The sequence below is a fragment of the Pseudoalteromonas sp. UCD-33C genome (genome assembly GCF_001306895.1).
Classification (GTDB): domain Bacteria; phylum Pseudomonadota; class Gammaproteobacteria; order Enterobacterales; family Alteromonadaceae; genus Pseudoalteromonas.
The window spans coordinates 893,719-919,364 of sequence record NZ_LJTB01000002.1; the positions used below are offsets into that span (position 1 = coordinate 893,719).

Here is a 25,646-nt window from a genome sequence, read left to right on the forward strand (position 1 = left end):
CAGCTCATCAAAAAAAGCACCCGAGGGTGCTTTTTTTGTGTCTGGTTTAAAGCTTAATTAAAACACCATTGCTTTACCACGGCCAGATGCTTCAGAGGCTGCATCTAACTTACCGTCTTTATTGATGATCACATGCATATCACCAAAATGGCGTTTATCAAGTGTATAACCCATCTTCTCAAGCGCTTTAACAACCTTTGGTTCAAGACCTGTGTGGTATCTAATCACATTTTTAGGCCATAGCTGGTGATGAAAACGTGGGCTGTCTACCACTTGCTCTGCAGTCATATCAAATTCAACCGCATTTAAAATAGACTCATACACAGAGCTAATAATCGTGGTGCCACCCGGAGAGCCAGTTACCATTTTAACTTTATTATCCTGAAGTAGAATGGTCGGTGTCATTGAGCTCAACATACGTTTATGAGGTTGAATTTCGTTAGCTTTACCACCAATTGCACCAAATACATTCATCACACCTGGCTTGGCACTAAAGTCATCCATTTCATCATTCAAAATAAATCCTGCGCCCGATACAACCACGCCACTGCCAAAGCTTAAGTTGATGGTTGTGGTATTAGCAACGGCATTACCCCACTTATCTAGAATAGAAAAATGCGTTGTTTGCTCACTTTCGTGTAAACCTGGTTTGATGTTCTCGGTAGTTGAAATGGCATCTGGGCGAATTGTACTTGCACGATTGTTAAGGTAATCATCTGCAAGTAGAGCTATTTTTGGCACCTCATAAAAATCTGGGTCGCCTAAATATTCTGCTCTGTCGGCAAATACGCGTTTACCTACTTCAGCCAAAATATGAACATAGGTGGTCGAGTTGTGCTCAAGCTTTCCTTCTGGCTTTGCCAAGTCGTACATTTTTAGCCATTGTAAAATAGCAATACCACCTGAACTTGGCGGTGGCGATGTGAGCACTTCGTAACCGCGCCAATTACCTTTAATCGGTGTACGCGATTTAGCTTGATAAGCTTTTAAGTCTTGCTCAGTAATAATACCGCCGTGTTGCTTCATAAACGTCGCAATGATCTTCGCTGTCTCACCTTCGTAGAAACCTGCTTTACCTTGATCACGAATACGTTTTAGTGTGGCGGCAAGTTCCGGCTGTTTAAATACCTTATTTGCTTTGGCATCAGCAAAGTAATCGGCAAAGTTAATGTTTACCGATTTTTTGGCCATTCGCGCAATGTAACGCTCGATACTTGCGGCTAGCTTAGGATGCACAATAAAGCCCTGCTCGGCTAATTTAACCGCAGGCTCTAGCAGTGTTTTCCACTCTAAGCTTCCGTGCTTTTGATGGGCAAGCCACATACCAGCAACACTGCCTGGAACTCCACTTGCGTGAATACCGTACACAGACATGTTATCAATAACATCGCCTTTATCATCAAGGTACATATCGCGATGAGCTGCAGCAGGGGCTGTTTCGCGGTAATCAATAAAATCACCTTTGCCATCTTTTTGGATCAACATAAAGCCGCCGCCACCAATGTTTCCGGCTTCTGGTAAAGTAACCGCTAATACAAACTGTGCCGCAATTGCCGCATCAACGGCGTTGCCGCCTTGCTCTAAAATAGCCCGCGCCGTATCACTGCTGTAACTATCTGGCATCGCGACAGCCGCTTGCTTTGCAAAGCTTGACGGATGAAAGAATATCGCGGTAACGATCAACAGATGTGCCGCGTATTTGACTAAATTTGCCATGGTACTTCCTTTTTCTTGATGTTATTTTGACCATTTAGACATGTGAAACCCATAAGGTCAATTAGTTACGGTTAACTTAGCTTAGCTGCTCTTTAGGACATGAATAAAGTACTGCAGGTAATTCACCTTGCTCATCTTTATGGGTATAGTTTTTTACAAACTTAAGGCCTAGTTTTTCCATCACCTTTATTGAGCCTAGGTTATCTTGAAGTGCTGTGGCACTGAGCGACTTTATTTCTTCTGGCTCGCTTACGGCTTTAGCAATGGCAAGTGCTGCCTCAGACGCATAGCCTTTGCCCCAGCTCATTTTTTTAAAGCGCCAGCCAATTTCTAAATCACTAAAATCAGGCTGTTCAAAAAAGCCCATGGGCCTGACCAATACCCAGCCTATAAATGTATTGCTCTCGGTGATGTTTACCTGCCAAAGCCCCCAGCCTTTTTGCTCATTTCGATAGGCATTCAAGCGTGGAATAAACACCTCTTTAATGGTCTGCATACTGGATACTTTGCCACGCGTTAAATGTTTCATTACCTCAGGGTCGTTATCGAGCTCATAAAGTAGCTCGGCATCATTTTCATCCATTAACCGAAAACTTAATCGTGCTGTTCTAGCTATATTCATTTTTTATTGCTTATACTGCTTAAGAGTTGATTAACCATTAGAGAAAAATATGAACAAATTAGCAAGCTTAGTTTTATTAGGCTGTATTGCCTTAACGGGTTGTGATGACGCAGAACAAGCCAAGAAAGATGCCAGCGAAGCAAAAGATGAAGTAAAGCAAGCCCTAAATGATGCTTGGAGCGACGTAAAAGACGCCACCAACGAGTTTAACGACGACTCACTGCAAGAGTTACTCGAAGAGAGTAAGAAAATGGGATTAAGCATGTATGACGACGGTAAAGAAATTGCCTTAGATGCATGGATTGAGAGTAAAGAAGCGGCTGGTGAGCTGTCTGAAAAAACCAAGCAAAAAGCAAAAGAACTGGCTGAAGAATTAAGAGAAGCGCGCGAAAAGCGAGAACAAGAGAAAAATAATTAAAAAGAAAGGGCAAGTATTTACTTGCCCTTTTTTGTTAGTAATTAAAGCTCAAATTCTTTTTTGAATTTTAAGCCAAATTCACTGCGGTCGTTGCTGCGCATAACGCCAACAAAACCAGATTGTTGTAAACGACCTACATCGTACACTTCGTTTAACACGTTCTCACCGTAAAGAGTCACTTCAAAGTCACCGTTCGGGTTTAAGTAAGAGATGTTGAAACCCACTAATTCACGCGAGTCAATGTGTTCACTTTGGTTGTAAACTGATTGACCTTGCATATCGCTGCGGTATGAGTAGTTAGCGTTTACTGCCACTGTGCCACCGTTACTTAAATCAATGAAATAAGAAGGTGCGACCATCACAGTCCAACGTGGTGTTAGTGCTGGTGAGTCACCTTTACCAATACCTAATACACCGTCATCTACTTCTGTGATTTCTGAATCTAGGTAACCAATTGCGCTACGTAGCGTAAAGTCATCAGTAAATGCAATTGTTGTCTCAAGCTCGATACCTTGTGCTTTAGACTCACCCGCATTTTCTACGATAGTAACGAAACCGCCACCTGCAGTTGGATCTGAGAATGGTAATGCCAGGTCTGTGTAGTCAGTAACAAACACAGCAAGCATCATAGATACATCTTCATGTACTTGACCTTTTAGGCCAAGCTCATAGTTAATTGCTTTTGTTTCATCGAAAGAAACAAATTGATCAGGACCACCAAATGGACGCGGAGGGAAACCACCTGTTTGATAACCTTTTTGGATTTGGCCATACACGTTCATGTTATTGCTAAGCTGGTACGACGCATTTAAATCCCATGTTACTGCATCAAAATCAGCACTTACGTATTTGCGTGTTGCAAACGTTGGGAATAAGGCATCTGCTTCTTTTTTATCTTTCGAATAACGTAGACCACCGCCCACAGTTAAATCGTCGCTTAGGTCATAGCTTGCATTGATATAAGCTGCGTATGAGTTAGTTTCTTGGTTGATATCAAAGTAACCGTAATCACCAAAAGACGCTGTATTACCATCATTCAGAAGACCATCAGGTGTATTGAATGGGCTAAATACAAACGGGCCAGAACTTGTGAAGCCATCTTCATTAAAGAAATATAAGCCAGACACAAAGTCCATGTTATCGAAGCTACCGTTTAACTGGATTTCGAATGAATATTGATCTGCGCCGCCTTCTTCAGGGAATTCAGATAAGTTAAGGGCAACAGCGTCATCATCAAGACCCCCTTCGTATTCTGAGCTACGGTAGCTGGTGATGAACTTAGCCGTATACGTATTATTGATATCCCAGTCAGCTGTTAGTGAAGTACCCCAGCCTGAATAAGCCGTCGATTCAATACCCGCTACCGTTGTTGCTAAATCATCAGGATCGCTTGGTAACATGTCTTCTGTTAGTAGTGGGAAATCACCATTGAATGGGTCATTCGGGTCAAGTGGCGCCGTTAGTTCAATTGTGTATGGTGATTGGCCTGATTCGTTATCAACACCATCAATTGAGAACACAAAAGATAAGTCGCTGTTTGCTTGCCATTTAAGCGCCATACGACCGCTTAACTCTTGCTCTTCACCAATTTCTTTTTCTGGGTTTGCAAGGTTAATTGCTTCACCTACACCATCGCGTTGCTTATAAGACACGCTTGCAGACATGCTTACAGTGTCAGTAAGGCTGTTATTAAAGTAAACGTCACCGGCTAAACGACCACGGCTACCTACTTTTGCATTTGTAGTCACAATGCCTTCATCACCAGGTTGTTTAGTAATAATATTTACTGCACCACCTAATGTGTTACGACCGTACAAAGTACCTTGTGGACCACGTAATACCTCTACACGCTCAACATTTGGTAATGATAAGTTAGAGCCCATTTGGCGACCAAGGTAAACACCGTCTAAGTAAACACCTACCCCCGGATCAGTTGTGATCACGTGGTCTTGTAAACCAATACCACGAATAAATACAGATGCATGGGCCGCATTACCTACACCATAACGAGTGATGTTTAGGTTAGGTACGTATTTACCGATGTCTTCAAGGTTGCTCATGTTCGCTTTATCAATCAGGTTTTCGCCGATTGATGTCACTGCTGTTGGCGACTCAAAAATGCTTTCTGTACGCTTACGCGCTGTTACTTCGATTTTTTCAAAAGCATCTTGTTTAGCAGTGGTTTTTTCTTGCTCAGCAAAGGCTGAAGTAGATAATGCAGCAACAATGGCTACAGTTAACTGTGAGAGGTGACGTAATTTCAATTAAAACTCCAAAGGATACCGTGTGTGTGTATTTTTACCCGTAAATTTCAGGCATAAAAAAAGACGCTTAGGTATAAGCATCTTTCCTCTGGAGGGGTATTATATGTTAGTTTTGTGAAAATATGTATAATTATTTTAATTTTTATCAAAAACTGTATAAATAAACCACATCACCTCCGTATTTTCGAATTATAAGCTACTAAATTCTTTGCAAATTAGTAAATAAAAATAAATGTTTAGCTCTGTATTACCGCTATAAACTTACTTGTTAACACAATTAAAATGAACAAAAAGTGAACATTATTTTTGTTGTTTTTCAATAAAGTAGAAACAAATTTCAGAAATTTCTCAGCTTCCAAAGAGTACCTAGCTCAGGTAATGTTTAATTAAGTGCAGCCAAGTTGGCAAAAGCTAACTAAACAAAAATGTGCGCAAAATTTTCCTCTGTTGGAATTTCATTTTTTAAACGTAATAATCAGCAACACAATTTACTTGTTATCATTTATCGATAGTTTTTGGCGTGAATATGGATTTTCTTTTTAATAAAAACGCGGCTGATTCTGTGTCACCTGCTTCGACTCTTCCCTACTGTATTGCGAATGATGATAAAACTCTGCTGCTTAATTACGACTCTTTAGACACTTTAACCAACCGTGAATTAATAAGTGAATTTATGAAGGTTCATGGCTATCATCATCTGGTAATTTTTAATATGCCTGATAGAGCGGATGTGCTGCCATTAAAAGACTGGCCAAAGCTAAAAGGGTTATTTTTCAAAAACACCAAGACTGATATTTTTGAACAAGGGCTACAAGAAATTAAAAAGGGAGCCTTGTGGTTTCCAAGAACAGTGAGCGATAAATGGATGAGAGAAATGCTCGAAACTGAGCAAAAAAATCAAATTCAATCAAATAACTTAACGTTTAAAGAATCTAAAGTACTGCACTTGCTTTCTTCTGGCGCGACCTGCCCTCAAATCGCCGATACTTTATTTATTAGCGAAGCGACGGTGCGAGTTCACTTGCACAAGATTTACCAAAAAATTAATGTTAAAAACAAACAAAAAGCCTTGCAGTGGTGCGAAAGAAATATAGACAAACTCAATAAGCTTGCGGGCTAAATTGCAATTAAGTTGTAACTTGGTACAGCCTCATAATTCTGTTTCCATCCTAGCGCCTATAACATGCGCTATACAGCATTGCTCAAAGCTTTAAGTATTTTTGCAAAATAATTATTTAACTCTTTGCCTTTTGGGAAAATCGTTTTTGATTGAATAACAAACAAATAATGGTCTATGCTTTTACTTGACCCCATTTTGCAAGGAGCAAACTTTGAAAGTACTCACCCCCTTACGCGCCACAATTTTAATGGCAGTCACAGCGGTCTCATTGACAGGTTGCCAGCTTACCTCAAGTGAATTACCTGCAATCAGTGATTCAGGAACAAAAAACTCAGGTCACGTTGTGTGGCATGATTTGATTACACCCAATTTGGCACAATCTCAAACATTTTATGGCAGTGTATTTGGTTGGCAGTTTCAAGCCGTTAACGATAGCTATACGCTGGCATCCTTAGACGGAAAATTAATTGCAGGCATGGCTGAACTTGATAATAAGCAAAATGCCAGCCACTGGCTGAGCCTTATCAGTAGTAAAGACATCGCTGCCGTCAGTGAAAAAACTATCAAAGCCGGAGGTAAAGTCTTAGTAAGCAGTACCGAAATTAAAGGCCGTGGCACTATTGCTGTATTAGAAGACCCCCAAGGGGCTGTTTTTTCACTGATCAATACTGTTAATGGTGACCCTGAAACGCATCAAACCGATAACGGCTGGATTTGGCAAGAAGTATGGAGTGATAACCCAGAGCAGAGCAAAGCCTTTTACCAATCACTTGGTAATTATTCAGCACAAAGTAAACCGCTTAAAAATGGCAATTACAACTACTTAGCCTTAAATGGCACACCTGCGATTGGCTTTGTAAAAAAACCAGATGCCGAGATAGGTAACACATGGGTGAATTACATTAAAGTAGCCGATGTTGACGCGACCCTATTAAAAGTAACCGCCGCAGGCGGCATAGTTCTAATGGCACCAAATGACAAAGTACGAAGTGGCAGCGTCGCAATTATTCGTGATCCAGCGGGTGCTGGTATTGTAATTCAGGAGCAAATGTAATGAATAAGAAAATGATTCGCTTAGCTGCTCTTGCGGCTGCAGTTTTAGTTTTAAATGCCTGCACCCCCTATGCAAGCCTAGATATTAATGCGCCATTTAAAGTAGGCCCTGTGTACGTTAACCCAAGTATTGGCATTGGCGGTACACTTTAATCAATTTCAGGGCGCTGCGCTTTAAACAAAGCGCCCTATTTATTAGTGTTTTACTTTTAAGCGTTGCACCTGGGTCAGCACATCTTCAGCTTTGGCGCCTAGGTAAACGTAAATTGCCAGTGCAATCAACAGACCTACCACAGCAAACATCATCAATACAGCAGGTATAACATACTCAGTTTGCCCGAGTGCTGCTTTAAACATGGTTAGTAAGGCTTCTATCGATACTGCAATCAAAATTGTTGAGATAAAGCGTGTAATCGTTCGTCTTGTTGAGCTGTGCCGAAAAATATCCTTATGCATGAGGATTTCTTCTTCTAGAATTGTTTTGCCTAAATCAAAAATAGCCAACGCTAAAGTAACAAATATAATAATAGTAAATGGTTTAAGCGGGTCTGACTGGGTGTCTTCGCTTAAGACTAAGTCCACCATTCCGGCAAATACTTTATATAACAGATAGAACACCAAGCAGAACAAACAAGCGACAATCAAGCCATAACCAACCTTAAAGTAAGGTGTCATTCTGGCTCGCTTGGTGTCTCCCATAATAAATTCAATCAGTTCTGTTAAACACACATCGATAACCAAAAACTGCTGTTTATCGTTGCCTGAAGGGATTGTTTTGATCACTGAGATACAAAGGTGCTTAGTCGCAGTCGAAATATATGGCGAAGTAAAATGCGGCACGGGTGTTGACGAAGCGAGTAAAAAATAAGGCCGAGCACTTAAGTCCTGCCCAGCCCCAATATGACCCAGTTTCTTTTTGTACTGACGCTTAAAGCAAACATTGTCACCTTGCTGAATGCCTTGTTCATTCAAGCAATATTGCAATTCTAGAAATGGATATTGATTGACGAGCTGTTGGTAGGCTTGCTTGTTAGTCAACGATGCCTGAACACTGGCAAGTATAGAAAGAAGAAGTTCATGAATAAGCTGTTGTTGCTCTTCATAGCGTTCTATAGCACTTAAATAACTCATTCTGGCCATCTTGCTTCCTCAAAGTAGTGATATCCACTCTAGTTAAGCAAGGAAGACTCCAATTTTTATTTCAATTAATAATCAATTAGTTAATTTCGTGAACGGGAATGACATTAGAATAAAAGCACTATAAAGGTGCGCATTTTGTTTTATGAAGCACTAAAACGAAAAAAGCTGTAACTCTGTGAGTTACAGCTTTTTAATTTTGGTGCGGATGGGGGGACTTGAACCCCCACGGCCGAAGCCACCACCCCCTCAAGATGGCGTGTCTACCAATTCCACCACATCCGCATACAATTCTGTATGTTGTTAAGCTTTACGTTTACTTGAGGAATGAAAACTGCTTAACGATAATTAGCAAAGCTAATTAGTTAGGTACGTCAGACGTTTTATCTTCTGTCGCAGGCACATCAGATTGTGCTGGCGTTACAGTTTCAACAGCTGGCGCAGCTTCTAGGTTTTCCCACTCATCAGTCTTTTTGATTTGACCTGCAGTAAGGTTACCTAGAACAATACTTAGTACGAAGAAGATCGTCGCTAAGATTGTTGTTGTTTTAGTCATGAAGTTACCAGCACCTGATGAGCCAAATACGGTACCAGAAGCGCCAGCACCAAATGATGAACCCATATCTGCGCCTTTACCTTGTTGGATTAAAACCATACCAACTAATGCTAAAGCAACAATTAAATAAACTACTAATAAAATTTCGTACATCTTATACGGTCCCTTTTGCACTTTCACAGATAGCAGTAAATGAATCTGCTTTAAGACTCGCGCCACCAATAAGGCCGCCGTCTATATCTGGTTGTGCAAATAATAATTCGCTATTTTTTTCATTCACGCTACCACCATATAAGATGGTTAATTGCTGTGCTACGTCGCTATCTAAAGAAGCAATCTTCTCGCGGATAAACTTGTGCACGGCTTGCGCTTGCTCAGGAGAGGCAGTCTTACCTGTGCCAATGGCCCAAACGGGCTCGTATGCTACCACAGAATTCTTCAGTGCTGCTACACCTAATTTGCTAATTACAGCATCAATTTGAGCTGCAACCACTAATTCAGTTTCGTTTGCTTCACGTTGCTGCTCACTTTCACCCACACAAAGGATAGGAGTTAAGCCAACTTGCTGCGCTCGCGCAAACTTATCTGCAACAACTTCATCTGACTCTCCGTAGATACTACGACGTTCAGAGTGACCAACCAAAGTGTAAGCTGCGCCTAGGTCTTTGACTAGCTGAGCATCAACTTCACCAGTAAAAGCACCAGCTTGGTTTTCAGAGACTGTTTGCGAACCAAACGTGACGTTTTGTTGCTGCAAAGAACTCAACAATGGGAATGGTGGAAAGACCACTATATCCAGTTCATCCGATTGAACATTTTTGATAGCAGTTGATAACTGTTCAACAAGCTCTAGAGAGCCGTTCATTTTCCAATTACCTGCGACCATCGGCTTACGTGTTGCCATTATTCCACTCCACATTAGAAAGCGGGCAAGATACTAACTCGACTTGCCCAAAGTTACAAGAGGTTATTGTTATGCCTGGGTTTGTTTGCTCACAGTTTCGACAACTGCGGCTATTTTACGTGCGCTATCAAGGACAACTTTTTCCTGTTCAGCTTCAACCATTACTCGCACAACAGGTTCAGTACCTGATTTACGAAGTAATACACGACCTGTATCACCTAATTTTTCTTCAACTTGTGCAACAGCATCAATCACCGTTTGATCTTGCGTTGGATCAGTACCTTGTGGGTAGCGCACATTAATCATTTTCATTGGATATTTTGTAAAGCCAGCCCCTAAGTCTTGCAATGTTTTATTCTGCGCTACCATCGCTGCTAATACTTGCAAGCTTGAGATAATGCCATCACCTGTGCTAATTAAATCTAGATTTAATACGTGACCTGAGCTCTCGCCGCCGATTTTCCAACCCTTCTCTTGAAGTAGCTCCATCACATAGCGGTCACCCACTTTGCTGCGAGCAAACTCGATTCCACGAGCCTTTAAGGCATTCTCAAGACCCATATTTGACATGACAGTGCCAACGACACCACCACCTAAAATATCGTCATTTGCAGCTTGGCAAGCAATGATATAGACAATGTCATCGCCATCAAATACACGGCCATTATGGTCAACCATCATTACTCGGTCACCATCGCCATCGTAGGCAATACCAACATCGGCATTGTGTTCTAATACCTTGCGTTTAAGCGTTTCAACATGAGTTGCTCCACACTCTAAGTTGATATTTACCCCGTTTGGCTCACAGGCATGGCAGATAACATCCGCGCCTAGTTCACGCATTACTGAAGGTGCAATGTTATAAGTAGCACCGTTAGCACAATCGAGAACAATTTTTAAACCTTCAAGCGATAAGCCTTGCGGGAATTGGCTTTTGCAGAATTCAATGTAGCGACCATCAGCAGTTTCTAAACGACGCGCTTTACCAAGCTTATCAGAAGCAACACAGGTCATTGGTTCATCCATCATGGCTTCAATTTCAAGTTCTACTTCATCTGCAAGCTTTAAACCACGACCACTGAAAAACTTAATACCGTTATCATGGTAAGGGTTATGAGATGCACTAATCACAATACCCGCTTCAGCACGGAAAGTTTGCGTTAAATAAGCAACAGCTGGTGTCGGCATTGGGCCTAACAAAACAACATCAATACCAGCAGCAATTAAACCTGCCTCAAGTGATGTTTCGAGCATGTAGCCAGAAATACGGGTATCTTTACCAATAATGACTTTTTTTGTGCCAATTTTTGATAATACACGCCCTGCAGCCCAACCTAACTTTAAAGCAAATTCAGGTGTGATTGGAAACTCACCCACCATGCCACGAACACCATCTGTGCCAAAATACTTTCTTGTGTTACTCATTTGAAATTCCTCGATCACATGCTTGCCAAACCGCTAGCACGTCAGCTGTTTCTTGTACGTCATGAACACGAATAATTTTTGCGCCATTTTGTGCTGCTATCAGCGCACCGGCAAGGCTTCCCGCTAAGCGTTCATGTGTGTCTCTATTTAATAAATTACCAATCATCGATTTACGAGAAAGGCCTGCTAGTACTGGTAAATTGAATTTATTAAATATATTAAACTCTTTAAGTATTTGATAATTATGAGCCAAAGTCTTACCAAAGCCAAAGCCCGGGTCTAAAATAATACGTTGTTGCTGAATGCCCGCTTGCTCACACACAGCTAAACGCTCTGCAAAGAACTCATTAATATCATTAAACAAGTCATTATAATGCGGGTTACTTTGCATAGTGCGAGGCTGACCTTGCATATGCATTAAGCAAATTGCCACCTCTGGGTATTGTGCCAGTACCTCAATTGCACCAGGTTCTTGTAACGCTCTAACATCATTGATGATGTCAGCTCCTGCGATTATCGCTTGGCGCATTACTTCGCTCTTGCTGGTATCAATCGAAATAATACAATCACTGCTTGCTCTAAGCGCTTTAACTAAAGGAATAACGCGTTCAAGCTCATCTTCAAGAGATACATCAGGTGCCCCTGGGCGGGTAGACTCACCACCTATATCAATTATTTTTGCGCCTTGATTTAATAACGCATGAGCTTGTTTGACAGCGCTGTCTAGCTGGCAATAACTACCGCCATCAGAGAATGAATCTGGAGTGACATTTAAAATCCCCATCACCACTGGGGAATCGAGGTGTAATGTGCGACCTCGAGGTAAGTTAAGAACGGTCATTGAACACCTATGCTATAAATTAGCGTCAATTGCGCATTTATTATTCTAGATAACAGTTTGAAAATTGCGCATTTTTTGAAATAAAAAAGCCCCGACTAGCGGGGCCTTTCTGTGTCTAATTGTACCGACTATTCGGCTTTGTCATCAACATTTGTTTTTGTTTCTGATGATTCTTCTGGCTCTTTTGTGTCGTTTTCGACAACTTTTGCAGCAGAAGGAGCTGGCTTTTTATCATCTGAACGGCGGTCATGAACATCACGTGGCTCACGTACAGGCTGACGTGCCATTAAGTCATCAATTTGACCCGCATCAATCGTCTCGTACTTCATAAGTGCATCTTTCATCGCATGTAAGATATCAATGTTATCTTTAAGGATTTGCTCTGCACGTTGGTAGTTACGATCTGAGAATAAACGAACTTCTGTGTCGATCACTTTTGCAGTTTCATCAGACATGCTCATAGCACGGCTACCGCCGCCACCCATGTACATTTCGTTTTGATCTTCAGCGTAAAGTAATGGACCTAGTTTTTCACTTAGACCCCATTGAGTAACCATTTTACGAGCAATATCGGTTGCACGTTCAATATCGTTACTTGCACCGGTTGTCACTTTATCTTCACCATAGATCAGTGCTTCTGCTATACGACCACCGTAAAGGCTAGAGATCATTGACTCTAATAGCTCTTTAGAGTGGCTCACACGGTCTTGCTCAGGCAGGTACATAGTGACACCAAGTGCACGACCACGAGGAATGATAGACACTTTATAAACGGGATCATGTTCAGGTACCATGCGACCAACAATCGCGTGGCCCGCTTCATGGTAAGCAGTCATTTCTTTTTCCTGCTCACTCATCACCATGGTCTTGCGCTCTGCACCCATCATGATTTTATCTTTTGCAGCATCAAACTCTGCCATGCTAACAACGCGTTTGTTACCACGAGCTGCATATAAAGCGGCTTCGTTAACTAAGTTTGCAAGGTCAGCACCAGAGAAACCAGGCGTACCACGTGCAATTACCGCAGCTTCTACGTTGTCGCCTAGTGGCACTTTACGCATGTGAACTTTAAGAATTTGTTCACGACCACGAATATCAGGAAGTCCAACAACAACTTGACGGTCAAAACGACCAGGACGTAATAACGCAGGGTCTAACACATCTGGGCGGTTCGTTGCAGCGATAACGATAATACCTTCGTTACCTTCAAAGCCGTCCATTTCAACAAGCATTTGGTTAAGTGTTTGCTCACGCTCATCGTGACCACCACCCATACCAGCGCCACGCTTACGGCCTACTGCATCGATTTCATCAATAAAGATGATACAAGGTGCTGCTTTTTTAGCTTGCTCGAACATGTCACGTACACGTGATGCACCGACACCTACAAACATTTCTACGAAATCAGAACCTGAAATTGTGAAAAACGGCACTTTAGCTTCACCAGCTACTGCTTTAGCTAGTAACGTTTTACCCGTACCAGGAGGACCAACCATCAACACGCCTTTAGGGATGCTACCACCTAGTTTTTGGAATTTTGATGGGTCACGTAAGAAGTCTACAAGTTCAGTTACATCTTCTTTCGCTTCGTCACAACCAGCAACATCAGCAAACGTCGTTTTAACTTGGTCTTCACTCATCAGACGCGCTTTACTCTTACCGAAAGACATCGCGCCTTTACCGCCACCACCTTGCATTTGACGCATGAAGAAAATCCACACACCAATAAGCAGTAACATCGGGAACCAAGAGATTAAAATGCTGGCGAGGAATGACTGCTCTTCTGGCTTAACGCCTTTTACATTAACGTTGCTTTTTAAAAGATCATTCAAGATGTCTTTATCATACATTGGCATGATGGTTTGAAAGCGCTCACCATTTGTTTTAGTACCAGTAATCGTACCTGTGGTGCTTTCAATTGAGACTTCTTGGATAGCGCCACTACGAGCGTCGCTAACAAATTGAGTGTAACTTGTTTGGCGATCTGCCTGATCACCACCATTAAAGCTCTGAAACACTGACATTAGCACAACTGCAATGACCAGCCAGAGTATTAGATTTTTCGCCATATCGCTCAAGGAGTTAACCTCTTGTATCCAATTAATTTAAATTCAACTTAACGCAGCACAACTGTACTACAGTTTGTAGCCTGTCGCCACTATATAAACTTCCCGAGAACGGGCGCGTGATGCATCGGGCTTTCTAATTTTAACCGCTTTAAAGCTATTACGTACTTCCTGCAAGTATTGATCAAATCCTTCGCCTTGGAAGACTTTGACACAAAATGCACCATTTTTCTTTAAAACTTGGTGGCACATATCTAATGCCAACTCAACTAAGTACATACTACCAGCTTGGTCAACAGATGTATTGCCGCTCATATTGGGTGCCATATCAGAAAAAACTACATCAACATTTTTTCCATCAATACGGGTCAATAGTGCATCAAGTACCGCTTCTTCACGAAAGTCGCCCTGTAAGAAGTCAACACCTGCTAAGGAATCCATAGGTAAGATATCACAAGCAATTACTTGACCTTTATCCCCTACTTTTTCTGCTAAATATTGCGACCAACTACCTGGCGCAGCACCTAAATCAACCACCGTCATCGATGGTTTGATTAATTTATCTTTGTTTTGAATTTCGTCTAATTTGAATACCGCACGAGAACGCCAACCTTTCTTTTGCGCTTCGTGAACATAAGGATCGTCGAAATGTTCTTTCAGCCAACGCTTAGAACTGGCTGAATGTTTTTTATTTGCCATAAAATTAATACGTAACTAATTAGTAATATTCTCTAGATGGCGTTAGAATACCCTTAATTCAAGCCATATTCAGCAAAATTTGTAACATGATGAAATTATCGAACAAACAAAAGCAGTTTTTAAAAGGCCAAGCGCACAGTTTAAAACCTGTTGTATTACTTGGTGCAAACGGATTAACCGAAGGCGTTTTAGTTGAAATTGAAAGCGCCCTAGAAATTCATGAACTAATCAAAGTTAAAGTTCCTACAGATGAACGTGAAACTAAAACATTGATTTTTGACGCAATTGTTCGCGAGACAGGCGCAATAAAACTACAAACAATTGGCCATACAATTGTATTGTATCGCCAAAGCGAAGAGAAAAAGATTCAATTACCACGCGGTTAATCCTGCCTTGTGAAATTTCGAATCAGAAAAAGCCAGCAAATATGCTGGCTTTTTTGTAGGCAGAAATAATTTTGAATTAATTTGTAACTAAACTTTTTAGCTAGGCTATTTTTGCTCTCGCGTGTATTTAAGAACCCGATTAATAAACTCGGTAGTTAATTCATTAATTAACCCTGTTTCTGCATTGAGAACTAAGCTAAACCCTATGTTTAGATGCGGGAATACTACAATATCGCTGCGATAGCCTTGAACCCAACCACTGTGGTAATAAAGTACTTCATCATCATAGTTGTAAACACGCCAACCCAATCCATAGTAAGCATCTTTAACATGACTTCGCCAAACTCGGCGACGAGTTTCTTTTTTAGTATGTGTATAAGGACGGGTTTGTTTGATCAATGCTTCGAGTGGTAATACATCTGGGTATTGTCCTAGCTGCGCATTCAACCAAATAGCCATGTCATTTGCGCTGGCGTTCACACCTGCAGCTGCAGGCACTTTATAGTAATTCTTCTTTAAACGAGATGTATACCAACGCTTTCTTCCGCGTACATGAGGATGAGCATAGTTATTGTCTTTCACCATCCCCTCAAAACCAACACTGGCATCCACCATTTTTAAAGGCGCAAAGATATATTCTGAAATCCAATGTGAGTAGTCCATCTGTGTTGATTGATAAATCACTGAGTCAATCAAACTAAACATCACATTTTGATAGCCGTAGCACTCGCTTGGTTTGCAGATAGGCTCAACAGTCAATAGCCGCTCGACAATATCTGGGTAACTCATACGCGACTCAATTAGGTTATCGTATGCATTAGGTACTAGGCCACTAGAATGACTAAGGATATGATAAATTTTTAAGTCATCTTTGTAAGCAGTATTAGAAAAAGCAGGAATAAACTTACTTATTGGGTCATCAATATTAAACTCCCCTTGCGCTGCAAGTTTAGCAGTTAATGAGCCCGCAAAGGTTTTAGAGACTGATGCCAATCGAAAGCGGGTATGTTTATCGACTTTACGACCTTTTTCTATTTTTGTTCGACCAATACCATTAATAAAATCATCATGACCAATATTTACAATCGCCAATGAACCACCTGGGATCCCTTTGCTTTTTAACTTACGGGTAAGGTGTTTATTATAATCAGCAACGAAAGTTTGCCATTGCTTATCACTCGAAGCAGCTTCTCCGCTAACAAAAAGCAGTAAAAAAGAAAAAAGAAAGGGAATTAAAGATAAGCTGTACTTCATTATTTATTTTTTTAAGTCTGTTTAGGAAGTTTCTTATAACATAATATCATGAACTTTTGCCTCGACTAACGTACAATACGCTTAATCTTAAATATTTATGGGTAGATTAATCTTTATGCGCTTACTTGTAGTTTTGTTTTTTACTTTAATTTCAGCTGGTTGTGCCCTTAAACCTGAACCTGCGCCATTACTTTCGATGCCAAAGAAACCAAGCTTACAAAGCCAACGCTTTCAAGTAGAGTATCAAACAGAGCATGCAGCTCCTAAAGTGAAGTCAGTACAGTTGCCTGCACATGCAGTTAGTAAAAACCAAACTGTGGTGATAGTTGCCGACAAAACCAGTGTGACAGATACACTTTACACGCAACTGACTGAAGCACTTACAGCCAAACAATTAAAGGTTGTAGAAGATGGCACTCAAGCAGATTACACCCTATCTATTCACCAGCTTGACCTTGAACTGATTGAAGACACAGAATATCAATTAGTCAAACCAGAAAAGCCTCTGCCTTTATTTGATGAAGTTGCAAAACAGTTTCCAGTTCAGCAATGTGCGACTATTTTAGGTCAAGTAAGCATGCGCTTAACTCACAAGAAAACCGGTGATGTTGTGTGGTTTGCAAAGTCATCAATTGACAGCGCAAGCTTTCACCGTGAACCCCTTATTTATAGCTTTGTACAACAGCAAGTAATCAAGAATGAGCTTGAAGTAGCGAGCTTTGTGCACGAGCAAAACTCGGAACAAGCTCGCATGGCGCGAATTAATCAAGAAGTGACGATTCCTGCTTATCAAACTATCACGCAAATGACCGCCTTAAAAAAAGAGCAAGGCCCGTGTAACCGTACAGAAATTAGTGCACTTACACCTATGATGCAGTACTACCTGAGCAGCATTTTAATCGATAAAATTAAAGTTCAGTAACTAACTTTTGCTGTTTGTCTGCCCATAGGCAAACAGCTTCCCTCCTTGAATTTGCAACACTTTCTTACACTTCCAATTTCTGTTACTACATTTTTTTACAGATTACAGGAACTCCTTAACAATATACTATAAGCTATTACCCTTTCTCACAGACAAGGAAGCAACATTGCGAGCTTACAGTGCCCTATTATTGATATGTTTAACCTTGCTTAGTACCACAAGCCAAGCAAGTAACCGCTATTATGCAGACAATACTTTAGAGCCAAGCCAAGGCTTTGCATGGGACTGGGGCATTGGGTTAGGTTACTACATTGAAGATTCTTACCTTGTAGGCATGGACTCTTACAATGATGGCATAGAGCCAGATGTACACCTCGCAGTTTCTTACGACAGCTTTTACCTCGATTACGACCAAAGCCAACTTAGTGGCGGTTTAACATTAGGTTACAGCGTTATCGATAAATTTGAATGGGGCTTAGATATTGTCGGCACCAACATTCAATCTGGCTTTGATGAAACAGGCTTAAATATTTATGGTAACGAAGTAATTAAAGAGCTTGAAGGGATCAGAACACGCGACTACGACTTTGATGTAGGTCTTCGCCTATCACGTCGCTTTGAAAACTCGCAAATTTCATTTGAATACCTGCATGATATATCAGGTGCGCATAATGGCTGGGTAATGAATTCGTTTTTTAGTCAGATCATTCCTTGGCGAAATTGGGAGTTTCGCTCTGGCGTTGGCTTAAGTGCCTACTCAGCAGACTTTACAAATTACTACTTTGGCATTTCAGAAGCTGAAGCGCTCGAAACTCGCCCTGTATATAACCCAGATACCTCTTACAGCCTTATTTTTGAATTTCATGCAGAATACCCAATTAACAGACATTGGGTGTTTTTAACTGGTTGGTTATCGACTTGGTTTTCAAACGATATTCACCAAAGCCCTATTATTTCTCAAGAGTATCAGCATAAAGCCAAGGTAGGCGTGCGTTATGTTTTCTAAGTATTACTTGTGCTTTACCTTATTACTGTCAGGGCCATTACTCGCTGAGCAGCAATCTGTAGGCAAGAAAGATATTGAAAATGCGTTAGTTGCCCTGCCCGACACTTGCGTAGCGCTGCGTGAAGGTAGGAATTGCTACGCTGAAGTTGATTTAACATGGCATCAGCAGCAAGTTGGTAACTACTGCTTACGTAATGCGCAAAGCAAGCACATTATTCAGTGCTGGTTGATGCAACAAAAGGGCTTATTTAGATACCAATTTGATTCAGCAGAAACCATAGGTTTTGAACTTATAAGCAGTGATAACGGTAAGGTTGTCGCAAGTACTGAAATACAATTACAGTGGGTCTATCAAAATCGTCAGAAGAAACGTCGTTGGCGACTGTTCTAAGCAGGAGTAAATAATGGAACATTACGGAACTATCTTATTAGTAGAAGATGATATTTCTCTCGCCAATTGGGTTGCGGAATATTTAATTGAACAAGGCTATCAAACAACAATATGCCAACGTGGCGACCAAGTGGTTGAACAGGTGCGTAAAACAAACCCTGACTTAGTTTTGTTAGATATTATGCTGCCTGGTCAAGACGGTATTAGTGTGTGCCGTGATTTAAGACAGTTTTATCAGGCCCCGATTATTATGCTCACCGCACGTGATGATGAAATGGATGAAGTGATTGGCCTTGAAGTTGGTGCCAGTGATTACATGATGAAACCCGTTCGCCCTCGCGCTTTATTAGCACGTATAAAAGCAGCACTTCGCTCTAAATCAGATACACAAGAATCAAGCACAAGCTCTGAGCTTATTAATGTGGGTAAGTTATCAATCAATACTGAGTCACGTACCGTTTACTTTAATAATGATGAGGTTCATATCTCAAGCGCTGAGTACCTACTACTGCATTATTTAGCAAGTAATGCAGGTCAAGTGGTTTCACGTGATGCAGTGTTTAAGGCAACGAAAGGGCGCGAATATGATGGCTTAGACAGAAGTGTGGATGTGCTGATTTCATCATTACGTAAAAAATTTAATGATGACCCTCAGCACCCTGAAAAAATTAAAACTATCTGGGGCAAAGGCTATTTACTTGTTGCCACCGCTTGGCAATAACGACTCGCGCCTGTGAAAAAGTTTTATATCTCACTCCTTGGCAGTGCCCTGCTTTCAATCATCGTGTTGGGTTGGCTAATTGATGCTTTTAGCCAACAAACCCAAGCACCTCAGGATGTGTTTTCTAGCGAAACACAAATGATTAAAGGCTTTGCAAAGCAACTCGCTAAGTATGATGCTAAAGAGCGTGAGCAAGCTATTGCGGATATTAACCAAAACTTTGCTGTGCAACTAGAGTATCGCCCTACACAGTCGCTTGCGCTACCTCATTCATTGTTAACACAAATAACCCAACCTAGTGGCCTTATCCTCGAAGATCAGCAAGGATACTATTTACTTTACAGTGAAGCAGCTTTAGGCACACACCACTTAAAAATGCGTTTAGATAAAGACTTAACACACGAGCAAGGCAACGATGTATTACTGACCTTGTTATTCTACGCTGGGTTATGCGTATTTATGGGCTTTATCATTGCGCCACTGGCCAAGCGTTTAACGGTATTAAACGAAGCGGCACAACGCTTTGCTAAAGGTGATTTAAAAAGCCGTATTCACTTATCTCACTTTACCTATATCAAAGATGTTGAGCTGACATTTAACCGTATGGCGAGTCAAATTGAAAAACTTCTTGATGAAAATAAGTTAATGGCATCAAGTTTATCTCACGATATTCGCACACCTATCGCCTGCTTAAGGTTTGGTCTCGAGGCAGCGCAAGACTGCCCTAATAACGAAAAGCGCCTTGAGTATCTTGCTCGAATGGAAAACGACTTAGATCAAATGGAGTCAATGCTAAAAAGTTACTTGGCATTTGCAACCCTTGAGCAAAAAGCGAATCAGTTGACCTTTAATCATTCTGATCTAGAAACCTATATTCTTACTTTAATTCATCAAATTGAGCCTAAGCTTGAACAACAAAGCTTGCGCATTAATCACCGAGTTGAAGGCGGTGATATTTGTGCTGATTTACACTGGTTAGCTCGGGCCATTGTTAATTTATTAAGTAATGCTTGCGACTTTGCTGAATCAGAAATTTTGCTCAGTGCAACCAGTACCAGTGAATCCGTTACCATAAAAATTGAAGATGACGGTCCGGGTGTCAGCGAACAAAACTGGCAAAAAGTATTTACTCCATTTTTCCAAGAACAAACACATCGTAACCGGGATGGCGAAAGCTACGGGCTTGGCCTTGCTATCGTTGCGAAAGTGGTTGATTGGCATCATGGTACGGTCGAAGTATCAAAAAGTAAGCAACTAGGTGGCGCGTGTTTTACTCTTTCAATTCAAAATAAAAGCCAATAAACATGTTTCATTTGTGTTAATTGTTTCGTATTGTAATGCGCAATTGCACGAAATCTACGCTGACAGCTCGCACATAACGAAGAACAACGAAAATGCGGATGATTAACCCTTTTTATTTAGCGTTAATTCAAGTAGATTGTCAGCGCCGTCACAAATAGAGAAGTAACAATAATATGAGCGCATCACGTGGGGAGTTCAGCTCCCGCTTTGGATTTATTATGGCTGCAGCAGGCTCTGCTGTTGGCTTAGGAAATATTTGGGGTTTCCCTACACAAACTGCAAGTAATGGCGGTGCCGCATTTTTAGTGGCTTATTTAGTGTTAGCATTTTGTCTTGCTTATCCTGCTTTAATGGCTGAGTTAGTCATTGGTCGTCATGGTCAAGCTAATGCCGTCACTTCACTTCGAAAAGTAACAAATCAAGCATGGCAAAAGAAGTTTGCCTTCATGGTAGGTTTTGGCGGTATTATTTGTGCGGGTTTAATTTTAAGCTTCTATGCTATCGTCGCAGGCTGGATGCTGAGTGCGACACTCGAACCCGTTGCGCAATTAGCGGGGCAAGAGCAAGCTGGCACTTGGCTTAGTGAGCAGTCACTATCAAGAAACCTTTTATTCACTGCCGCATTTATTATTTTAACTGTTGCGATTATCTCTAAAGGCGTCGAAAACGGCATTGAAAAATGGTCTAAGCGCTTAATGCCTGCCCTGTTAGGCATTTTATTTATGCTAATTATCTATGTAATGACTCAAGATGGCGCAATGGAAGGCTTAAAAGCGTATTTAGTGCCAGACTTTTCATCGATTTTAAACCCTGAGTTATTAGTGAATGCGTTAGGACAAGCATTTTTCTCATTATCGCTTGGTACCAGCGTAATGATCATCTATGGCTCATACATCAGCAAGAAAGAGAACTTAGTATCTTTAGGCGCTTATGTGACTTTAATCGATGTGTTCATTGCCTTTGTAGCCGGTTTACTCATTATTCCTGCAATGTATGTAGCACAGGCACAAGGCGTACAAATTTTTTCAGCCGAGGGTGCACTACTTTCTGAAGATACCTTAGTATTCCAAGTTCTTCCGGCACTTTTCACTAGCATGGGTGATGTCGGTATTTTTGTTGGCTTTGCTTTTTTCGCGTTAATGAGTATTGCAGCGTTAACCTCATCGATTTCGATGCTAGAAGCACCAGTTTCCTATGCTGTTGAACGCTTTGCGTTAAAGCGTGTGCAAGCAACATGGATCATTGGCGGTATTATTGCGCTCATTAGTTTTACAATTGTCTTTAACTTAGGCACCTTGTTTGGCTTTGTGATCACCTTAACCACTAAGATTGGTCAACCAATTCTAGGCTTAATGTGTTGTATTTTTGTCGGTTGGATTTGGCATCGCGCGTCACTGCTAAATGAAATTCAACAAGGATGCCCTGAAGCTGCCAATAGCTTCTTCTGGAAAGTATGGCCATGGTATATCAAGTTTATTTGCCCACTAGCCATATCACTGGTATTTGCCAACTCTCTGTTAAGCTAACAAATGTTTATGTTTGAAGTGGCCATTTAGGCTACTTCAAACACATATCTTGATGTGGAATGCCATCTTCTAGGTAATCATCGCCCACATTTTCAAAACCAAATTGCTGATAAAACCCTGTTAAATAACACTGAGCACCAATCATAATCGCTTTGTCAGGCCAATGCTCTTTACATGTGTCTATCGCAGTTTGCACCAACTTACTCGCCAAACCTTCACCACGAAATTGCTTTGCTACCAGCACACGACCAAATGCGCTAAATTGCTCACTCTTTTTATAACATCGTGCATAAGCCGCCACTTGCTGACCTTTAAACAAGAACACGTGCTGGGTCAGTTCATTGTTATCCACTTCGTCAATTTCTGGGTAAGGGCAAGTTTGCTCTACCACAAATACATCTACCCGCGCCCGTAAAATGGCAAATAACTCATCTTTACTGAGTTCGCTATAACTTTTAACAGTAAACATAACGCTCCTTTATGAAGACAAAAAACCCAGCCGTAGCTGGGTTTTAACTAGCTATTTAGTCGTTAATCTTTAAGCAAATAATCGTTCTAGCTGATCACACAACTGCGATAGGTTGACATGATCATGCTCTATAGTTAAATCGACATAACCATCCCCTCTAAAGGCACGGTCAAGTTCAATCAGTACATGAGTTTTGTGCGCTTCAGGCACAAACGACAACTCTATCTCTTGTAGACCAAATAGGCTTCGGCTATTTGGGCGATACTCTAGCTCTTGATAACATCCCGAATGTGATTGGAATGTAGGTGCTCTTAAGAAGCCTTTTTCAACATCCGCTTTCACTAGGCTAAAACCAAGCCTATCCATCGCTTCCATTAACGTGCTTACGGCATCATTAGGATAAATGTGAAGTGCATCACGATCAGTTGGATCAAGTGCTAAATCAATATCTAGGCCTGTTTCAAGCCACACATGTGATTGGTTATAACCAGCGTTAATTTCGGTGATCGGTGTTTCTGAATGCAGTCGCGCTTCAAATGGAATATGTTTTTCTGCACCTGCTGCAATCGTGCCGATATCTGTAATTCGCCACTTTTCAATCACATGGTTTGTAAAGTACTCACCATCTTCACCTTCAACTTTAACACGCGTCATCAGTGCTAAGTCTAAACCCGATATGTCTTGATCAACATCGCCGCCTTTAATAACAATAACGGCATTAAATTTTTGACCCGGTTGTAAATGCTCTGTCTCAAGTACAGTGTCAACTTTTGCTGCACCAATACCTACTGATGCAAGGATTTTCTTAAACATCTTTTCTCCTTAAGCCAGCTTATAACCTATGGCTTAAATTCCTTTGTTAATGCATCTTAACCACAATTAAAAGCTAATGTCAGCGAAAAAATGATGCTTTTGGTGGATTAATCAATAAATCATGTATAAGTGCTTATTTTTTGAACTCTCACTGTCTGATATTGTTTTCCAACAACAAATATTTCGCTACACTTCTAGCAAATGAAGTCAAAAGAAAAACTATGGAACTAATCTACTTTGCTACCGCGTTCGTTTGTGGCTTTGCTGTTTACCAGCTAAAGCTGCCTCCTCTTATCGGCTTTTTATTAGCGGGTTTTGCACTTAACCTATATGGATATAAGACAACCGAGCTGCTTAATACGTTGGCAAGCTTGGGAGTTACTTTGTTATTGTTTAGCATTGGTCTTAAGCTCAAAGTATCAAACTTAATGAAACCACAAGTTTGGGCGCCCGCCTCAATGCATATTGTTTTAAGCAGTACGCTCTTTAGTGGTTTTATGTTGTTGCTAGGAGCCCTTGCACTGCCTTTATTTAACGAACTTAGTTGGCAAAGTGCATTGTTAGTCGGTTTTGCCTTTAGCTTCTCGAGCACCGTATTTGCCGTAAAAGTGCTTGAAGAACGCGGTGAAATGGCAAGCCTCCATGGTAAAATCGCCATTGGTATCTTAGTTATGCAAGATATCTTTGCCGTTATATTCTTAGCCATCAGCACTGGTAAAGCCCCTAACATTTGGGCTTTGGCATTATTGGTTGGTTTACCTATTTTACGCCCTGTGATGTTTTGGGTATTAAATCGCTCAAAACACGGTGAGTTATTGCCCCTGTTTGGCTTTTTCTTTGCGCTAATTATTGGTTACCAAGCCTTCGAGTTTGCAGGCCTTAAAGGTGATTTAGGTGCGTTGATTATCGGTATGATGTTCGCATCCCATAAAAAAGCCGGTGAATTATCAAAGTCACTGCTTAATTTAAAAGACGTGTTACTGGTTGGCTTTTTCTTAAATATTGGTTTGAATGCAGAGCTGACTAGCCATGCTGTGATTGTTGCACTCATTATTATTTTGGTTTTGCCTGTAAAAGTTGCACTTTATTATGTGCTGACAAACGCTTTCAAATTACGTGCTCGTACTTCACTATTAAGCGCGTTTAGCTTAGCTAACTACAGTGAATTTGGTTTGATTGTCTGCGCCGTTGCAGCCACCAGCAATCTAATCACGTCTGAATGGCTAGCTGTCATGGCTATCGCTGTGTCAATCACCTTTATACTCGCATCACCTTTAAATAAACGCTCGAATGAAGTGTATGTAAAAATTGAACATTGGTTGCTTAAATTTGAAAGTAACAGCCGTCTTGCAGAAGAGCTGCCAGTTAATCTAAATGACACTAAAATCGTGATCTTTGGTATGGGTCGAATTGGTACAGGTGCCTATGAAACAATCAGCCAAACTCACCCTAACCTTGTCGCTGGTATCGATATTAAGCCGGATGTTGTTGATAAGCATATTAAACGAGGCCGCAGAGTGTTACTTGCTGATGCCACTGACCCTGACTTTTGGCAGCGGGTAAACCACTCACATGTAGGTATGGTGATGCTTGCAATGCCAAAACACATGCAAAATATTTTTGCCTTAGAGCAACTGCGTGCTTCTGGTTATGAAGGTCAAGTTACAGCGATTGCAAACTATCCAGATCAGCAAAAAGAACTAGAGGATATGGGTGTCGATTCTACTTATAACTTCTATTTAGAAGCTGGTAGCGGCTTCGCAGAGCATGTAAAACAAAAACTTTTCTCTTAATGTAAAAAATAATTCTCGGTACCTTTTCATGGTACTGAGAATTATTTTCACTGTATTCAGTTAGTTGGCTAACTAGTTTTCACGACATATCAAATCAGTCCCTCTATTGGGTCAAGCTTATTTACAAAGCTTTACATCCAGATTAGCAATCAGGCTAAAAAAAAGAGTAGAATTAATTTCAAGATGCTTAGCTAAGTATCTATTTTTAACACAAAAAAGTTTAACAGTGTTGTGTATTACCG

25 protein-coding genes and 1 tRNA gene are annotated in these 25,646 nt (G+C 41.0%); 12 read left to right on the forward strand and 14 right to left on the reverse strand.

The features are described 5' to 3' along the window. Nucleotides 1-57 precede the first annotated feature (57 nt). Together ggt and AOG26_RS07310 are read right to left on the reverse strand one after the other, a co-directional pair. Nucleotides 58-1,716 carry a gamma-glutamyltransferase gene (gene ggt, locus AOG26_RS07305; protein ID WP_054561852.1) on the reverse strand — a complete coding sequence of 553 codons (1,659 nt, stop codon included), beginning with the start codon at nucleotides 1,714-1,716 and terminating at the stop codon, nucleotides 58-60. Nucleotides 1,717-1,792: 76 nt separating this feature from the next. Beyond that, entirely contained in the window at nucleotides 1,793-2,338 is a 546-nt protein-coding gene (locus AOG26_RS07310) for a GNAT family N-acetyltransferase (RefSeq protein WP_054561853.1), read from the reverse strand. A 49-nt stretch (nucleotides 2,339-2,387) separates the two neighbouring features. On the opposite strand from AOG26_RS07310, the gene AOG26_RS07315 reads away from it, so the two are divergent. Continuing rightward, nucleotides 2,388-2,756, forward strand: a complete 369-nt coding sequence (locus AOG26_RS07315; RefSeq protein WP_054561854.1) for a hypothetical protein — start codon at nucleotides 2,388-2,390, stop codon at nucleotides 2,754-2,756. A 41-nt stretch (nucleotides 2,757-2,797) separates the two neighbouring features. On the opposite strand, the gene AOG26_RS07320 is transcribed toward AOG26_RS07315, so the two are convergent. Continuing rightward, nucleotides 2,798-5,020 (reverse strand): TonB-dependent receptor, encoded by a 2,223-nt coding sequence (locus AOG26_RS07320; RefSeq protein WP_054561855.1) that lies wholly within the window; start codon nucleotides 5,018-5,020, stop codon nucleotides 2,798-2,800. Between the two features lie 526 nt (nucleotides 5,021-5,546). On the opposite strand from AOG26_RS07320, the gene AOG26_RS07325 reads away from it, so the two are divergent. The 3 genes from AOG26_RS07325 (at nucleotide 5,547) to AOG26_RS20845 (ending at nucleotide 7,346) form a co-directional block, all read left to right on the forward strand. Continuing rightward, complete coding sequence (locus AOG26_RS07325) at nucleotides 5,547-6,140, forward strand: LuxR C-terminal-related transcriptional regulator (protein ID WP_054561856.1); 594 nt, start codon at nucleotides 5,547-5,549, stop codon at nucleotides 6,138-6,140. 211 nt (nucleotides 6,141-6,351) lie between these two features. After that, on the forward strand, nucleotides 6,352-7,194 hold the full coding sequence (locus AOG26_RS07330; RefSeq protein WP_235575469.1) for a VOC family protein: 843 nt from the start codon (nucleotides 6,352-6,354) through the stop codon (nucleotides 7,192-7,194). Further along, nucleotides 7,194-7,346, forward strand: a complete 153-nt coding sequence (locus AOG26_RS20845) for a hypothetical protein (protein ID WP_165385100.1) — start codon at nucleotides 7,194-7,196, stop codon at nucleotides 7,344-7,346. Before AOG26_RS07330 ends, AOG26_RS20845 begins: the two co-directional genes overlap by 1 nt. A 42-nt stretch (nucleotides 7,347-7,388) precedes the next feature. Here the strand turns inward: AOG26_RS20845 and AOG26_RS07335 are convergent, their stop codons facing one another. The 8 genes from AOG26_RS07335 to rlmE form a co-directional block, all read right to left on the reverse strand. Next, a complete protein-coding gene (locus AOG26_RS07335; protein WP_054561857.1) occupies nucleotides 7,389-8,333 on the reverse strand; it encodes a hypothetical protein in 945 nt (314 codons plus the stop codon). 197 nt (nucleotides 8,334-8,530) lie between these two features. Continuing rightward, nucleotides 8,531-8,615 (reverse strand) — tRNA-Leu (locus tag AOG26_RS07340). A gap of 76 nt (nucleotides 8,616-8,691) precedes the next feature. Then, the gene (gene secG / locus AOG26_RS07345) at nucleotides 8,692-9,039 is read right to left on the reverse strand and encodes a preprotein translocase subunit SecG (RefSeq protein WP_054551698.1); all 348 of its coding nucleotides are present in this window, start codon (nucleotides 9,037-9,039) and stop codon (nucleotides 8,692-8,694) included. A 1-nt stretch (nucleotide 9,040) separates the two neighbouring features. After that, nucleotides 9,041-9,790, reverse strand: coding sequence for a triose-phosphate isomerase (gene tpiA / locus AOG26_RS07350; RefSeq protein ID WP_054561858.1), 750 nt, complete (start codon nucleotides 9,788-9,790; stop codon nucleotides 9,041-9,043). A gap of 69 nt (nucleotides 9,791-9,859) precedes the next feature. Beyond that, the gene (gene glmM, locus AOG26_RS07355; RefSeq protein ID WP_054561859.1) at nucleotides 9,860-11,215 is read right to left on the reverse strand and encodes a phosphoglucosamine mutase; all 1,356 of its coding nucleotides are present in this window, start codon (nucleotides 11,213-11,215) and stop codon (nucleotides 9,860-9,862) included. After that, nucleotides 11,208-12,056 (reverse strand): dihydropteroate synthase, encoded by an 849-nt coding sequence (gene folP, locus AOG26_RS07360; RefSeq protein WP_054561860.1) that lies wholly within the window; start codon nucleotides 12,054-12,056, stop codon nucleotides 11,208-11,210. Before folP ends, glmM begins: the two co-directional genes overlap by 8 nt. Nucleotides 12,057-12,184: 128 nt before the next feature. Beyond that, nucleotides 12,185-14,125, reverse strand: coding sequence for an ATP-dependent zinc metalloprotease FtsH (ftsH, locus tag AOG26_RS07365; RefSeq protein WP_054561861.1), 1,941 nt, complete (start codon nucleotides 14,123-14,125; stop codon nucleotides 12,185-12,187). A gap of 66 nt (nucleotides 14,126-14,191) precedes the next feature. Next, on the reverse strand, nucleotides 14,192-14,821 hold the full coding sequence (rlmE, locus tag AOG26_RS07370) for a 23S rRNA (uridine(2552)-2'-O)-methyltransferase RlmE (RefSeq protein WP_054551703.1): 630 nt from the start codon (nucleotides 14,819-14,821) through the stop codon (nucleotides 14,192-14,194). Nucleotides 14,822-14,910: 89 nt separating this feature from the next. On the opposite strand from rlmE, the gene yhbY reads away from it, so the two are divergent. Continuing rightward, entirely contained in the window at nucleotides 14,911-15,207 is a 297-nt protein-coding gene (yhbY, locus tag AOG26_RS07375; protein WP_054562018.1) for a ribosome assembly RNA-binding protein YhbY, read from the forward strand. Nucleotides 15,208-15,312: 105 nt separating this feature from the next. Here the strand turns inward: yhbY and AOG26_RS07380 are convergent, their stop codons facing one another. Beyond that, complete coding sequence (locus tag AOG26_RS07380; protein ID WP_054561862.1) at nucleotides 15,313-16,461, reverse strand: serine hydrolase domain-containing protein; 1,149 nt, start codon at nucleotides 16,459-16,461, stop codon at nucleotides 15,313-15,315. A gap of 115 nt (nucleotides 16,462-16,576) precedes the next feature. Between AOG26_RS07380 and AOG26_RS07385 the strand changes: the two genes are divergently transcribed. The 6 genes from AOG26_RS07385 to AOG26_RS07410 all read left to right on the forward strand — a co-directional run bounded on the left by AOG26_RS07385 (nucleotide 16,577) and on the right by AOG26_RS07410 (nucleotide 22,329). Further along, complete coding sequence (locus AOG26_RS07385; RefSeq protein WP_054561863.1) at nucleotides 16,577-17,383, forward strand: hypothetical protein; 807 nt, start codon at nucleotides 16,577-16,579, stop codon at nucleotides 17,381-17,383. Nucleotides 17,384-17,549: 166 nt separating this feature from the next. Beyond that, nucleotides 17,550-18,389, forward strand: a complete 840-nt coding sequence (locus AOG26_RS07390; RefSeq protein WP_054561864.1) for a MipA/OmpV family protein — start codon at nucleotides 17,550-17,552, stop codon at nucleotides 18,387-18,389. After that, on the forward strand, nucleotides 18,379-18,780 hold the full coding sequence (locus AOG26_RS07395) for a DUF3019 domain-containing protein (RefSeq protein ID WP_054561865.1): 402 nt from the start codon (nucleotides 18,379-18,381) through the stop codon (nucleotides 18,778-18,780). The genes AOG26_RS07390 and AOG26_RS07395 overlap by 11 nt, the downstream gene beginning before the upstream one ends. 13 nt (nucleotides 18,781-18,793) lie before the next feature. Continuing rightward, the gene (locus tag AOG26_RS07400; RefSeq protein WP_054561866.1) at nucleotides 18,794-19,501 is read left to right on the forward strand and encodes a response regulator transcription factor; all 708 of its coding nucleotides are present in this window, start codon (nucleotides 18,794-18,796) and stop codon (nucleotides 19,499-19,501) included. 12 nt (nucleotides 19,502-19,513) lie between these two features. Beyond that, nucleotides 19,514-20,803 carry an ATP-binding protein gene (locus AOG26_RS07405; protein WP_054561867.1) on the forward strand — a complete coding sequence of 430 codons (1,290 nt, stop codon included), beginning with the start codon at nucleotides 19,514-19,516 and terminating at the stop codon, nucleotides 20,801-20,803. 173 nt (nucleotides 20,804-20,976) lie between these two features. After that, the gene (locus tag AOG26_RS07410; RefSeq protein WP_054561868.1) at nucleotides 20,977-22,329 is read left to right on the forward strand and encodes a sodium-dependent transporter; all 1,353 of its coding nucleotides are present in this window, start codon (nucleotides 20,977-20,979) and stop codon (nucleotides 22,327-22,329) included. Nucleotides 22,330-22,360: 31 nt separating this feature from the next. Here the strand turns inward: AOG26_RS07410 and AOG26_RS07415 are convergent, their stop codons facing one another. Together AOG26_RS07415 and AOG26_RS07420 are read right to left on the reverse strand one after the other, a co-directional pair. Continuing rightward, complete coding sequence (locus AOG26_RS07415; RefSeq protein ID WP_054561869.1) at nucleotides 22,361-22,798, reverse strand: GNAT family N-acetyltransferase; 438 nt, start codon at nucleotides 22,796-22,798, stop codon at nucleotides 22,361-22,363. Nucleotides 22,799-22,867: 69 nt separating this feature from the next. Further along, a complete protein-coding gene (locus AOG26_RS07420; protein ID WP_054561870.1) occupies nucleotides 22,868-23,611 on the reverse strand; it encodes a sporulation protein in 744 nt (247 codons plus the stop codon). A gap of 221 nt (nucleotides 23,612-23,832) precedes the next feature. On the opposite strand from AOG26_RS07420, the gene AOG26_RS07425 reads away from it, so the two are divergent. Continuing rightward, nucleotides 23,833-25,404 carry a cation:proton antiporter family protein gene (locus AOG26_RS07425; protein ID WP_054561871.1) on the forward strand — a complete coding sequence of 524 codons (1,572 nt, stop codon included), beginning with the start codon at nucleotides 23,833-23,835 and terminating at the stop codon, nucleotides 25,402-25,404. Nucleotides 25,405-25,646: the final 242 nt, after the last annotated feature.

Excerpts from the sequence above, each read along its gene's own strand:
- ggt (WP_054561852.1), bottom strand. The coding sequence starts at position 1,716 with ATGGCAAATTTAGTCAAATACGCGGCACATCTGTTGATCGTTACCGCG.
- AOG26_RS07310 (WP_054561853.1), bottom strand. The coding sequence starts at position 2,338 with ATGAATATAGCTAGAACAGCACGATTAAGTTTTCGGTTAATGGATGAA.
- AOG26_RS07315 (WP_054561854.1), top strand. The coding sequence starts at position 2,388 with ATGAACAAATTAGCAAGCTTAGTTTTATTAGGCTGTATTGCCTTAACG.
- AOG26_RS07325 (WP_054561856.1), top strand. The coding sequence starts at position 5,547 with ATGGATTTTCTTTTTAATAAAAACGCGGCTGATTCTGTGTCACCTGCT.
- AOG26_RS20845 (WP_165385100.1), top strand. The coding sequence starts at position 7,194 with ATGAATAAGAAAATGATTCGCTTAGCTGCTCTTGCGGCTGCAGTTTTA.
- AOG26_RS07335 (WP_054561857.1), bottom strand. The coding sequence starts at position 8,333 with ATGGCCAGAATGAGTTATTTAAGTGCTATAGAACGCTATGAAGAGCAA.
- secG (WP_054551698.1), bottom strand. The coding sequence starts at position 9,039 with ATGTACGAAATTTTATTAGTAGTTTATTTAATTGTTGCTTTAGCATTA.
- tpiA (WP_054561858.1), bottom strand. The coding sequence starts at position 9,790 with ATGGCAACACGTAAGCCGATGGTCGCAGGTAATTGGAAAATGAACGGC.
- glmM (WP_054561859.1), bottom strand. The coding sequence starts at position 11,215 with ATGAGTAACACAAGAAAGTATTTTGGCACAGATGGTGTTCGTGGCATG.
- folP (WP_054561860.1), bottom strand. The coding sequence starts at position 12,056 with ATGACCGTTCTTAACTTACCTCGAGGTCGCACATTACACCTCGATTCC.
- ftsH (WP_054561861.1), bottom strand. The coding sequence starts at position 14,125 with ATGGCGAAAAATCTAATACTCTGGCTGGTCATTGCAGTTGTGCTAATG.
- rlmE (WP_054551703.1), bottom strand. The coding sequence starts at position 14,821 with ATGGCAAATAAAAAACATTCAGCCAGTTCTAAGCGTTGGCTGAAAGAA.
- yhbY (WP_054562018.1), top strand. The coding sequence starts at position 14,911 with ATGAAATTATCGAACAAACAAAAGCAGTTTTTAAAAGGCCAAGCGCAC.
- AOG26_RS07380 (WP_054561862.1), bottom strand. The coding sequence starts at position 16,461 with ATGAAGTACAGCTTATCTTTAATTCCCTTTCTTTTTTCTTTTTTACTG.
- AOG26_RS07385 (WP_054561863.1), top strand. The coding sequence starts at position 16,577 with ATGCGCTTACTTGTAGTTTTGTTTTTTACTTTAATTTCAGCTGGTTGT.
- AOG26_RS07395 (WP_054561865.1), top strand. The coding sequence starts at position 18,379 with ATGTTTTCTAAGTATTACTTGTGCTTTACCTTATTACTGTCAGGGCCA.
- AOG26_RS07400 (WP_054561866.1), top strand. The coding sequence starts at position 18,794 with ATGGAACATTACGGAACTATCTTATTAGTAGAAGATGATATTTCTCTC.
- AOG26_RS07410 (WP_054561868.1), top strand. The coding sequence starts at position 20,977 with ATGAGCGCATCACGTGGGGAGTTCAGCTCCCGCTTTGGATTTATTATG.
- AOG26_RS07415 (WP_054561869.1), bottom strand. The coding sequence starts at position 22,798 with ATGTTTACTGTTAAAAGTTATAGCGAACTCAGTAAAGATGAGTTATTT.
- AOG26_RS07420 (WP_054561870.1), bottom strand. The coding sequence starts at position 23,611 with ATGTTTAAGAAAATCCTTGCATCAGTAGGTATTGGTGCAGCAAAAGTT.
- AOG26_RS07425 (WP_054561871.1), top strand. The coding sequence starts at position 23,833 with ATGGAACTAATCTACTTTGCTACCGCGTTCGTTTGTGGCTTTGCTGTT.